This is a genomic window from Pseudomonas sp. EA_65y_Pfl2_P78 (assembly GCF_963970495.1).
GTDB lineage: Bacteria > Pseudomonadota > Gammaproteobacteria > Pseudomonadales > Pseudomonadaceae > Aquipseudomonas > Aquipseudomonas baetica_A.
The window spans coordinates 1-11,059 of record NZ_CAXAON010000010.1; the positions used below are offsets into that span (position 1 = coordinate 1).

Sequence of the window (11,059 nt, forward strand, 5' to 3'; positions counted from 1 at the left end):
TGGGCCGCGCGGCGATGACCGCTGAACGCTTCGTACCCAACCCGCTCGCCGACAATGGCGAGCGGATGTACCGCACCGGCGACCTGATCCGCGAGCGTGAAGCGGGCGAACTGGAGTACATGGGCCGGATCGACCATCAGGTGAAGATTCGCGGCCTGCGGATCGAACTCGGCGAAATCGAAGCGCGTCTGATGGCCCACGCCGCCGTGCGCGAAGGGGTGGTCGTGGCCAGTGAAGTACTGGGCAGCCAACAATTGATCGCCTACCTGGTGCCGACCGATCCGACAACGCTGGATGCCAGCACTGAGCTGCAACGTGAACTGCACGACGACATCAGCACCTGGCTGGGCGCGACCCTGCCGGAATACATGGTGCCGACTCACCGTCTGTGGCTGGCGCAGCTACCGCTGACCCCCAACGGCAAGATCGATCGCAAGTGCTTGCCGGCGCTGGTGCTCACGGCCGCGCAACAACATGTCGAACCGGCCAATGCTACCGAGCAGACGCTGGTGGACATCTGGAAAGACGTGCTGGGTCTGGCGCAGGTCAGCACCACCGACAGCTTCTTCGCCTTGGGCGGCGACTCGATCATCTCGATTCAAGTGGTCAGCCGCGCCCGTCAGCAAGGCCTGGAACTGAGCCCGAAAGACCTGTTTCAGCACCCGACCATCGAGCAACTGGCGCCACGCGTCGCCAACACCTCGCACGTACCGGTGGCAGCGCTGGTCGACATGCCTCTGCACGGTCTGACCGACGCGCAAATCGCGCAGTTGCCGCTGCCGCAGGATCAGTTGGCGGGGCTTTATCGCTTGTCGCCGATGCAGCAGGGCATGCTGTTCCTCGGCCTGAACTCGCCGGAGTCGGACCTCTACATCAACCAGTTGTGCATTCCGGTGCAAGGCCTTGAGCCTTCGCGCTTGAAAGACGCCTGGGAAACCGTCAGCCGTCGTCACGACATCCTGCGCACCGGTTTCCTCTGGCAGGACATGGCCGAACCGCTGCAATTCGTCCTCGCCGATCCGCCGTTGCCGCTCAGCCTGCTCGACTGGCGCGAACAGGATCACTCGGCCCAAGCCTTGCAGGCCTTGGCGGACGGCGAGCGGGCCAAGGGCTTCGACCTCGATCAGCCGCCGCTGCAACGTCTGACGCTGGTGCAAGTGGGCGAGGACAGCTATCAGTTGATCTGGACCTATCACCACATCCTGATCGACGGCTGGAGCAGTTCGCAGTTGATCGGCGAAGTGCTGAGCCAGTATTCCGGCAAGCCGCTGGCCGACGCGGTGCCGTATCGTCGTTACATCAACTGGCTGCAACAACAGGACGGCAATGCCAGCGAAGGGTTCTGGCGTCAGCACCTGAGCCAGCTCGAGGAGCCGACTTACCTGGCCGACACCGTGGCGCGTACTGGCAGCGGTCGTGGTCACGAGGCACTGTATAGCCGCTTGGGCGAGCCGCGCACCGAACAGCTCAAGGCCTTTGCGCAAGCTCAGCAAGTGACCCTCAATACCTTGGTGCAGGGCGCCTGGCTGATGCTGCTCAGCCGCTACAGCGGTCAGCGTTGTGTGGCGTTCGGCGCGACAGTGGCGGGGCGCCCGGCGAGCCTGCCGGCGTCGGAATCGATCCTCGGCCTGTTCATCAATACCTTGCCGGTGATCAAGGATGTGCCGGCCGAGCAGTCGGTTGGCGAGTGGCTGCGTGATTTGCAGGCCTTCAACCTGGAAATGCGTGAGCGCGAGTACACCCCGCTCACCGATGTGCAGCGCTGGGCCGGACGTGCCGGGCAATCGCTGTTCGACAGCATCATCGTTTTCGAGAACCACCCGATCGATCAGGCGCTGCGCGAATGGCGCGATGACTCGCTGAAATTCGGCGAAATCAGCAACGCCGGCCTGACCAACTTCCCGATGGACCTGATGGTCACGCTCGAAGAAGGTCTGGTGATTGAGTACATGTTCCTGCGTGAGCATTTCGACCGGGTGACTGTGGAAGGCATCCGCAGCAACATGGAAGGTCTGCTCGCCGCGTTGGCGCAAGACGCCGCGCAGCCGCTGGGCCGCATCGGTCTGCCGACCGGCCAGCGTTTGTTGGCGCCAGTCGTTCGGATGCCAACGCACGCGCCATGGGTGCATCAGCGTATTGGCCAATGGGCTGCCCGGCACCGCGAACAAACGGCGCTGATCTTCAACGACGAAGCGTTCAGCTACGGGCAGATAGACGCCCGGGCCAATCGTCTGGCCCATGCACTGATTGCCGAAGGTGTCGGCCCGGAAGTCCGCGTCGGTGTGGCCCTGCCGCGCAGCGAAAACATGATTGTCGCGCTGTTGGCGGTGCTCAAGGCCGGAGGCGCTTATGTACCGCTGGACGCGACGTATCCACGCGAACGCCTGAGTTATCTGATGCGCGATTCGGGCATCGCCTTGTTGCTCAGCGATTCGAGTCTGCGTCAGGTGATGCCGACCGGGGACAATCTGCATGTGCTGGAACTCGATCACCTGGACCTGAGCGCTCAGCCAGAGGTGGCGCCGCAGGTCGCGGTGCAAGCGGACAATCTGGCCTACGTGATTTATACCTCCGGCTCTACCGGCCAGCCGAAAGGCGTCGGTGTCGCTCACGGGCCATTGGCGATGCACTGCCAGGCCATCGGTCAGCGTTATGAGATGAGCGAAGCCGATTGCGAACTGCACTTCATGTCGTTCGCCTTCGACGGTGCCCATGAGCGCTGGTTGACGACACTGACCCACGGTGCGCGCCTGCTGATCCGTGATGACAGCCTGTGGACCGCCGAGCAAACCTACAACGCCCTGCATGAGCATGGCGTAACCGTGGCCGCGTTCCCGCCGGTGTACTTGCAACAACTGGCCGAGCACGCTCAACAGCACGGCAACCCGCCGGCGGTGCGCATCTATTGCTTCGGTGGTGATGCGGTGCCGGTGGCGAGTTTCGAGCTGGCGAAACGGGCACTGAAACCGCAATACATCATCAATGGCTATGGCCCGACCGAAACCGTGGTTACGCCCCTGATCTGGAAGGCCGGCGCTGACGATCAGTGCGGTGCGGCCTATGCGCCAATCGGCAATGTGGTCGGTGAGCGCTGCGGTCATGTGCTCGACGCCGACCTCAATCCGCTGCCGGTGGGCCTTGCCGGTGAGCTGTACCTGGGCGGCGCGTTGGCCCGTGGGTATCTGGGACGTGCCGGCGGCACTGCGGAGCGTTTCGTGGCCAACCCGTTCAGCGCTGATGGCAGTCGCCTGTACCGTACCGGCGACCTGGTTCGCCAGCGTGAGGACGGCACTGTCGACTATCTGGGTCGGATCGACCATCAAGTGAAGATCCGTGGTTTCCGCATCGAGTTGGGCGAAGTCGAAGCGCGCCTCAAGCAACAACCGGGGGTGCGTGACGCCGCCGTGGTGGCCCGCGAGGGTGTCAGCGGCAAGCAGTTGCTCGGTTTTGTACTGGCCACAGCCGAAACGGCAACGGACGGCTTGTGCGAACGCTTGCGCGAGCAGCTCAAGGCCAGCCTGCCGGACTACATGGTGCCTGCGCACCTGATGTTGCTAGAGCGCATGCCGCTGACCCCAAATGGCAAACTCGACCGCAAAGCCCTGCCCAGTCCCGACGCCGAACAACGTCAGGATTACGTGGCGCCGCGCACCGAGCTTGAGCGGGCCATGGCGAAGATCTGGCAAGAGGTGCTGAAAATCGAACGCGTCGGCCTCACCGATAACTTCTTCGAACTGGGCGGTGATTCGATTCTCAGCCTGCAAGTGGTGGCGCGCAGTCGCGTGCTGAAAGCTCAAGGGCTGAGCCTGAAACTGCGCGACCTGATGCAGAAACCGAGCATCGCCGAACTGGTTGCCAGTGTGCAGGGATCCGCCGAAAAAGCCTCCGGGTTGCTGGCGATGAACGCTGAGGTCAAGGGCGTTGCGCCGTTGTTCTGCATTCACGCCGGCTTCGGTACGGTGTTCGACTACGAACCATTGGCGCGCCGCTTGAGCGGGCGCCGGCAGGTGTTGGCGATTCAGTCGCGCATGCTGCTGGATCCGGCGTTCAACGATGTGTCGTTGCAGGACATGGCCAGCGATTATGTGGCGCAGATCCGTGAGAAACAGCCAGACGGGCCGTATTACCTGTTGGGCTGGTCGCTGGGTGGGACGTTGGCGATGTTGATGGCCGCGCAACTCGAACAGGTCGGCCAGACAGTCAAGTTCGTTGGTCTGGTGGACAGCTTCGTACCGTCGGCCAAGGTCAACGAAGGCACGGTGGATGATTGGCAGGCTGATCTGCGTGACTTCCTGCGGGTGACCCTGCCGGGCGCTGCGCCGGGCTTGAGCATCGATGGTGAAGAAACGCCGCAGAACCTGCGCGCTTTGTTCGCCGGGGCCATGAGTGCCGACCGTGGGGCTTCGACCTACGTGGCACTGGGCGCCGATGAACTGGCCCATGTGTTCAGCGTGGCGCGTCGACTCAAGCAACTGTCGTTGCAACTGGATCGCTGTGCACCGTTGGCGCTCAACCCCATCTGCTGGTGGACACTGGGGCGCGAAGAGGAGGCCGTGGAACTGGCGGCGCAACTCGGACAGCCGGGCATGGGCGGCGAATGGCTCGATTGCGGGCACTTCCAGATCCCGCGCGATGAAACTTTCCTGTCCGAGGCTGAAGAAATGCTCGGCGAGATCGTTGAACCAGTAGCCATGTCCTGAAATTTGCTCTGAAACCGGAAAGAAAGCATTCGGGCGCTCATCGCGTGCGAATGCTTTTGGAGAATTAAATGCCTTTGAACCCTGATATCGCCGCATTCCTGCAACTGGTCGGTAACGGCCGTGCCAGTGGCAAACGTGTTGGCATGCATGAGCTGAGCCCGGCAGAAGCCCGCGAGCAATTTGATCGGTCGTCACTGTTGATGGATGCCGGCGGCGAAGACTTGCAAGTGGTGGATGAACTGCAATTACCCGTGCGCGATGGTACGCGCCTGAACGCACGGATCTACAGCAATCAGCCCTTGTATGCAGGTGCCGGACGTCCGGCGCTGTTGTATTTCCACGGCGGGGGTTATGTGGTCGGCAGCCTCGATTCCCATGATTCGCTTTGCCGGGCATTGGCGTCGATGGCCGATTGTGTGGTGCTGTCGGTGGCTTATCGGTTGGCGCCGCAGTTTCGCTTTCCAACGGCGGCCGATGATGCCCGGGATGCCTGGGATTGGCTGGTGGTCAGTGCCGAGGATATGGGCATCGACGCCTCGCGCCTGGCGATAGCCGGTGACAGTGTCGGCGGCAGCCTGGCCACGGTACTCGCCGCGCAACTGGCGGGCGCCGCCGTGCAGCCGCGCTTGCAGGTGCTGATTTATCCGGTCACGGATGCCAGTCGCAGCACGCCGTCGATCGAGCGTTTTGGCGAAGGGCATTTGCTGGAGAAAGATTCGCTGCATTGGTTCTACGAGCACTATCAGCGTGATGTCAGCGATCGTCTCGATCCTCGGTTTTCGCCGTTGCTGGCGCAGGTCAACGCCAATGTCGCGCCGGTGCTGTTGGTGCTGGCCGAGTGTGATCCGTTGCACGACGAGGGCGTGGCGTATGCGCGTCATTTGCAGGCGGCGGGGGTTGAGGTGCAATTGAAGGTTTATGAGGGCATGACCCACGACTTCATGCGCATGGGCGCGATTATCGATGAGGCTCAAGAGGCGCAGCAGCATATTGCTGAGCGTTTGGTCGAGGTGTTTGCTGTGGCATGACGGGATGGGTGAATATCCGTTGCTTTGGGCAACCCTGAGCAGCCGTTGCCGCGGCAACGGATATGCTCACAAACCTCAAGCTCAAATCCGCGGAAAAACCAAATCAAAAGATCGCAGCCCTCGACAGCTCCTACACTGATTGCTATGGCTTGCCCTTCAAGCCTCAGACAACCACCACTGAAGGAGTCTGTCCCATGCCTGTTACTTCTGAAAGCACCTGTGACTGTCCTAAATGCAACTGCAAGCTCGGTGAACATCCGATTGCTTGCCACGGCAAGCACTACTGCTGCGAAGGCTGTGCCAAGCACCACGAACATGGTGAGGCGTGTTCAAGCAAGGGCTGTAAATGCGCACACGGCTAACGACCGCTCACAAAAAGTGGAGCCTAATCAGGCTCCACTTGCAGTTTCAGGCTGTCGTCATCCTGCCGTTCGGTATGCCGCACTGTGCCTTGCAATCGTCGGCCTTCAACCCTGACCACCACGGTTTTCGCTTGGTCAAGGCTGTCGGGGAGCGGCGCTGACACGCGCAGGGCGAAGCTGAACGGGTCGTCTTCGACAGCTTCCAGCCCTACCTGACAATCGACACTTTTGGTGATACGACCGAACAGTGTGTCCAGGCCGTAATCCAGATGCGCCGGACTGCTGATGGTGCTCATGGTGCATTCCCCCCCGATTTTTTCCAATCGCCAGGCAAAGCCTAGCTCGCCGGTCGCCACATGACGTTTTCCACGCCGAATTTTTCCGCCATAGGTTTGCTGGTCTTCTGCACCTTTTCGCGACCGAAGCGCGGAATTCGACCCACTCCCGCGTCGCAGCTCGCCCAGTGCCACGCCTCGGCGTTGTCCATTTTGTCCGAGCGGATAATGAACGACTTGGGCGTGCCGTGAAGGGTGTAATCGATGACAAACAGTTTTGCGTTGTTCATAAAGCCCGTAATCCTCCCTGTGGTAATAGAAGGATCGCGGCGCGAGCGGAAAATTCACTCGGATTGTCGGACGGTATCTATCCATGGCGACGCGGTGGCGCACTGGTTACCATGACGGCTTCACCAACCCCAATGAATGCTCGCCATGGCCCTCGCCGCGCCCCCCGATCTCAGTGACACCGATGTCCCCGTGCAGCCGCTGGCGCGTACATATCCGCGTGGTTTGTATATCGAGCCGCATGAGCATGTCTGGGGGCAGTTGTTGTATGCGATGAGCGGGGTGATGTGGGTTGAAACCCCGCACGAGGCGCTGGTGGTGCCGCCGCAGCGGGCGGTGTGGTTGCCGCCCGGGGTACCGCACGGGATTCGCGTGGTGTCGGATTTGCAGATGCGCAATATCTACTTGCGTCCGGCGCTCGCGGCGACACTGGATGAGACGGTGCAGGTGATCGAGGTCGGCGGGTTGCTGCGTGAGTTGATCGTCGGGCTGGTGGAGCAAGGCGACAGTGGTGAGCCGGCCTACTACGAGGCGATGGCCGGTCTGGCCTTGCTGGAGCTCAAACGCGCCAGGCGTTCGCCGTTGAAGATCCCCTTGCCGGACGATTCCGACCGGCGCTTGATGAATGTGTGTCAGGCGGTGATGGCCGCACCGTCGCTGGAGATTTCTTTCGAACAGCACGCGGAACACGCCGGGGCCAGCGTGCGGACATTGGCGCGGTTGTTCAAGGACAGCCTGGGCATGGGCTTCGCCGAATGGCGACGGCAAGTGCAACTGGCGACGGCGGTGGCGCAGTTGATCCAAGGCGTTGCCGTGAGCGCCATCGCCCGTGAGCTGGGCTATTCGCCGAGCAGTTTCAGCGACATGTTCCGCCGGGAGCTGGGTGTTCCCCCTTCACAATTCACGGCAGACTGAACGCAGATCCTGTGGGAGCGGGCAAGCCCGCCACAGGGACTGTCGGCGTACTTCAGGCATTTGGCCGATAATCAGAAGTCCTTGGCCGGTAGCGATCAAGTCCTTTCCCTAGACTCTGCCCATTCCCTTTACGCGGCGGAGTTTTCTCCATGAACTACCTGATTTCGCTGGGCATCGGCCTTGGTGTCGGCCTGCTCTACGGTGCGCTGGATTTCCGTTCTCCAGCCCCACCGGCCATTGCGCTGGTTGGCTTGCTGGGCATGCTCGCGGGTGAGCAGTTGTGGCCGATGGGCCGGCAACTGGTGGCCGGTTGGTTGTCCTGAAATCCCTCTTTCTTATTCGCTGGATGTGTCCATGAAAGCACTGCAATTCGATCAAACCGGCGACTTGTCTTCCCTGCGCTACGTTGAAGTGCCGACCCCGGTGCCCGGCGATGATGAAGTATTGGTCGAGATCAAGGCCGCCGGCCTGAACCCCAGCGACGTGAAAAACGTCCTCGGGCGTTTTCCCTACACCACGCTGCCACGCATTCCCGGGCGGGATTTTGCCGGGGTTGTGGTCCAAGGCCCGCAGGCGTTGATCGGTCAGGAAGTCTGGGGCACCGGGCGTGAGCTGGGGTTTTTCGCCGATGGCTCCCATGCGCAATTCGTCAAACTCCCGATCAAGGGCGTTGCGCATAAACCGTCGCACCTGAGTTTCGCCCAGGCTGCCAGCCTCGGCGTGCCGTACACCACGGCGTGGGATGCGCTGGAGCGCAGTCTGGTTACCGCCGAAACCCGTTTGCTGGTGATCGGCGGCGGTGCGGTGGCCACGGCAGCGTTGGCGTTGGCCAACGTTCGCGGCGCGCAGTTGTTGGCAGCGGCGCGGCGGCCGGAGCAGGTCAAGGACTTGCAAGCGCAGGGCTACCAGACGCTGCAATTGGATAAACCTGAAGACCTCGGCGCGCAGGTCAACGCGGTGTATGCCGGCGGTGCCGATGTGATCTTTGACACCACGGGTTTCTGGTTGCCGGCCTCCGTTGCGGCACTCGCGCCGTTCGGCCGCATCGCCATCATCGCCGCGCCGACCGACGGCCATGTGCAGTTGCCAGCATTGGCGCTGTATCGCAAGGGCGGTTCGGTGGTCGGCATCAACTCGCTGCTGTACGGCGTTGAAGCGTGCGCGGCCATGTTGGAACAATTCGGGCGCCTCTTCGATGAAGACTTGCTGCCGTTGCCCCAAGGGCTGGTGGAAGCGCCGCTGGCCGAAGGCCTGGCGCGGTATACCGAGGTCAATCAGGGCCGTGGTGACAAGGTCATCCTGATTCCCTGATACACCACAACGCAAAACGGTGGGCGGGCTTGCTCGCGAATACGGTGTGTCAGGCAATAGAAATATCGACTGATACGACGCTTTCGCGAGCAAGCCCGCTCCCACCGTTTGTATTGCGTGGGGTTCAGGATTGCGGGACGCCGTTTTCCCAGGCAGACCAGTGCTTGAGGATGTCTTGCACCAGCGGATTGCCGGCGCGGTAGAGGTTTTCGAGTGCCGGGACAAAACCGCCCTGATCGGCGTATTTGAGCAAATTGTCCACTTCACTGCCGCCCGGGGCCGGGCGGTCGAAGTCGGAGCCGGCGCGCACCACGGCCAGGCGCTGCACGTCGACCAGACCTTCGCGGCTGGCACGCAGCAGCGCTTCATAGGTCGAGTTGTCTTCCTGTTGCGTCGTGCAGTATTCGCCTTTGTTGTCGGTCAACAGTTTGGTCCAGACCTCGGCCCGTTCGCTCAGGCGCGTGCCGGAGAACCAGGTGTTGCCTGCCAGTGTGTCGCAGCGAGTGACGACTGGCGGCTGATTGGCCGGGGCGGTGGGGTATTTCAGGCGCCACGCGGCGGATTCCTTGCTCTCGCTCAGTGCCACGTCGTGGCTCAGCGCGAAGGCTTTGGCCTGCAATGTCGGGTTGAGTTCGAAGACTTCGGTCTTGTAGTCCAGCGGCGGTTTTTCGTTCGGGCCCCGGGTGTTGATGCCCAGATAACCGGTCGGCCAGCTCGACGGTGCGTCGCGTGAATCCAGCTCCCACTGCGTGCCGAACTCCACCAGGTAATGCGCCCACGCGGCGGTGCCGAGGGTGCCGTGTTTGGGGCTGATCCCGGCAATGCCGGCGATCAGGAAATAGCTTTTGCGCAGGTCGAATTTCGGCGACAAGGCCAGTGCCAGGGTCGACGCGGCAGCGTTGGTCTGGCCCATGCCGGTGGTCAACAGGCACACCTGCTGCGTGTTGCAGCGGATGGTCGGGTATTCGGCGGACAGGCCCGGCACGCGGATTTGCTGCTTGAGCTCCAAGCGATCAATCCAGTGCTGTGCCTCGGGGGCGAACATGGTGATCAGGACAACCTTGGGCTGGATCGGCGCTTCGACAGCCCACGCCGTGGAAGAGAGCAGGGTGGCTGCGGCCAGTGAAACTCGCATCATTGCTTGCATGAACATCTCCTGGATTCAGAACTGATAACCGATGCCGGCGTAGTAACCCCAGCCGTTGGAACGGGCGCGGAAATTACCGTCGCCGAAGTTCAACTCACTGCCGTCCTCCCAGTTGCCGCCGTTGTGGAAATAACGCCCCACCAGCGTGAAGCGCAAATGTGTGAACGAGTACAACAAGACATTGGTCGCCACCGTGGCGTTGGCAGTGCGTGCCGGATTGTCCTTGTGCATGTCGGAGCCGAAGTCGAAGTTGGTAAAGCCGATATAGGTCAGCGAGGCGCCGTTGCTGTAGCTGTCGATGGGGATGATGTACTTGAGTTGGGCGCGGTAGCCGTCCCAGGAATACTCATTGCTCGCACCGTAGTTTTCCCACTGGTAACGCCCATACAGGTTGGCCGACAGATTGACCCGCGAATGGGTGTCGATGTCGGTGCCGAAGCCGCTGTAGAGGGTGTTGGCGCGGTTCTCTTTGCGGCTGCCGTGGTCGTATATCCAGTCGAACGCTACGTACCATTCCTTGAACGGGCCGATGGCCAGGCTGCGGCCGGCGAGGTAGTCGATGGAGATGCGCGGTTCGTGCTCCATGAACACCGGCGAACCGTGGTCCCACACGCCTTTGTCATGGCTGTTGCCGATGTTGAAAATCTTTGGCACATCAATGTAGCCGTACAGCTCGAACGGGCCTTTGCGTCCGAAATACTCGTATTCCAGGTAGATATCGTCGGCCGGTTGAGGGCCGAAGCTGATGTCCTTGCTGCCGATCAGGGTCAGGTCCTGGTTATACCAATCCGACAGGTACGCCCCTTTTTTCGGCGGGCTGGCTTCGGGGCTGAGGGTTTCGCCTTGGGCGGACTCTTCGGCTGGCGTCGATTGTGCCAGAGCACTTTGGCTGAGAAGTCCGGTAACGCCGGCCAGTAGCAAGGAAACAGCAAACGTGCGCGAAAATGGGGCGCGAAGAAGCGAGGCGCTGTGCATTCAAAGTCCTTTTTTACGGATCAAGGCCCGGGTCTGCGGGCCTGTAAGGTTTTGTGAC

10 protein-coding genes are annotated in these 11,059 nt (G+C 61.6%); 6 read left to right on the forward strand and 4 right to left on the reverse strand.

Annotated features, from left to right (window positions below):
• From AACY02_RS10690 to AACY02_RS10700, 3 genes are all read left to right on the forward strand, one after another.
• Nucleotides 1–4,700, forward strand: a 4,700-nt coding sequence (locus tag AACY02_RS10690) for an amino acid adenylation domain-containing protein (RefSeq protein WP_445261999.1), incomplete at its 5' end; no start/stop codon positions are given.
• 68 nt (nt 4,701–4,768) lie between these two features.
• The gene (locus AACY02_RS10695) at nt 4,769–5,728 is read left to right on the forward strand and encodes an alpha/beta hydrolase (protein WP_339431908.1); all 960 of its coding nucleotides are present in this window, start codon (nt 4,769–4,771) and stop codon (nt 5,726–5,728) included.
• A gap of 194 nt (nt 5,729–5,922) precedes the next feature.
• A complete protein-coding gene (locus AACY02_RS10700) occupies nt 5,923–6,090 on the forward strand; it encodes a metallothionein (protein WP_339431909.1) in 168 nt (55 codons plus the stop codon).
• Nucleotides 6,091–6,113: 23 nt separating this feature from the next.
• Here AACY02_RS10700 and AACY02_RS10705 read toward each other — a convergent pair whose 3' ends face one another.
• Both AACY02_RS10705 and AACY02_RS10710 read right to left on the reverse strand, forming a co-directional pair.
• Entirely contained in the window at nt 6,114–6,386 is a 273-nt protein-coding gene (locus tag AACY02_RS10705; RefSeq protein WP_339431910.1) for a hypothetical protein, read from the reverse strand.
• Nucleotides 6,387–6,427: 41 nt separating this feature from the next.
• Nucleotides 6,428–6,655 carry a DUF6555 family protein gene (locus AACY02_RS10710; RefSeq protein ID WP_221734424.1) on the reverse strand — a complete coding sequence of 76 codons (228 nt, stop codon included), beginning with the start codon at nt 6,653–6,655 and terminating at the stop codon, nt 6,428–6,430.
• A 136-nt stretch (nt 6,656–6,791) separates the two neighbouring features.
• Between AACY02_RS10710 and AACY02_RS10715 the strand changes: the two genes are divergently transcribed.
• The 3 genes from AACY02_RS10715 to AACY02_RS10725 all read left to right on the forward strand — a co-directional run bounded on the left by AACY02_RS10715 (nt 6,792) and on the right by AACY02_RS10725 (nt 8,879).
• Nucleotides 6,792–7,568: an AraC family transcriptional regulator gene (locus tag AACY02_RS10715; RefSeq protein WP_339431911.1), complete on the forward strand. Its 777-nt coding sequence runs from the start codon at nt 6,792–6,794 to the stop codon at nt 7,566–7,568.
• A gap of 149 nt (nt 7,569–7,717) precedes the next feature.
• On the forward strand, nt 7,718–7,891 hold the full coding sequence (locus AACY02_RS10720; protein ID WP_095138741.1) for a DUF1427 family protein: 174 nt from the start codon (nt 7,718–7,720) through the stop codon (nt 7,889–7,891).
• A gap of 31 nt (nt 7,892–7,922) precedes the next feature.
• Nucleotides 7,923–8,879 (forward strand): quinone oxidoreductase family protein, encoded by a 957-nt coding sequence (locus AACY02_RS10725; RefSeq protein ID WP_339431912.1) that lies wholly within the window; start codon nt 7,923–7,925, stop codon nt 8,877–8,879.
• A 124-nt stretch (nt 8,880–9,003) separates the two neighbouring features.
• Here the strand turns inward: AACY02_RS10725 and AACY02_RS10730 are convergent, their stop codons facing one another.
• Together AACY02_RS10730 and AACY02_RS10735 are read right to left on the reverse strand one after the other, a co-directional pair.
• On the reverse strand, nt 9,004–10,026 hold the full coding sequence (locus AACY02_RS10730) for a purine-nucleoside phosphorylase (RefSeq protein WP_339431913.1): 1,023 nt from the start codon (nt 10,024–10,026) through the stop codon (nt 9,004–9,006).
• Nucleotides 10,027–10,041: 15 nt separating this feature from the next.
• Nucleotides 10,042–11,001: a nucleoside-specific channel-forming protein Tsx gene (locus AACY02_RS10735; protein ID WP_339431914.1), complete on the reverse strand. Its 960-nt coding sequence runs from the start codon at nt 10,999–11,001 to the stop codon at nt 10,042–10,044.
• Nucleotides 11,002–11,059 lie beyond the last annotated feature (58 nt).

Excerpts from the sequence above, each read along its gene's own strand:
- AACY02_RS10710 (WP_221734424.1), bottom strand. The coding sequence starts at position 6,655 with ATGAACAACGCAAAACTGTTTGTCATCGATTACACCCTTCACGGCACG.
- AACY02_RS10735 (WP_339431914.1), bottom strand. The coding sequence starts at position 11,001 with ATGCACAGCGCCTCGCTTCTTCGCGCCCCATTTTCGCGCACGTTTGCT.
- AACY02_RS10725 (WP_339431912.1), top strand. The coding sequence starts at position 7,923 with ATGAAAGCACTGCAATTCGATCAAACCGGCGACTTGTCTTCCCTGCGC.
- AACY02_RS10720 (WP_095138741.1), top strand. The coding sequence starts at position 7,718 with ATGAACTACCTGATTTCGCTGGGCATCGGCCTTGGTGTCGGCCTGCTC.
- AACY02_RS10705 (WP_339431910.1), bottom strand. The coding sequence starts at position 6,386 with ATGAGCACCATCAGCAGTCCGGCGCATCTGGATTACGGCCTGGACACA.
- AACY02_RS10700 (WP_339431909.1), top strand. The coding sequence starts at position 5,923 with ATGCCTGTTACTTCTGAAAGCACCTGTGACTGTCCTAAATGCAACTGC.
- AACY02_RS10695 (WP_339431908.1), top strand. The coding sequence starts at position 4,769 with ATGCCTTTGAACCCTGATATCGCCGCATTCCTGCAACTGGTCGGTAAC.
- AACY02_RS10730 (WP_339431913.1), bottom strand. The coding sequence starts at position 10,026 with ATGCAAGCAATGATGCGAGTTTCACTGGCCGCAGCCACCCTGCTCTCT.
- AACY02_RS10715 (WP_339431911.1), top strand. The coding sequence starts at position 6,792 with ATGCTCGCCATGGCCCTCGCCGCGCCCCCCGATCTCAGTGACACCGAT.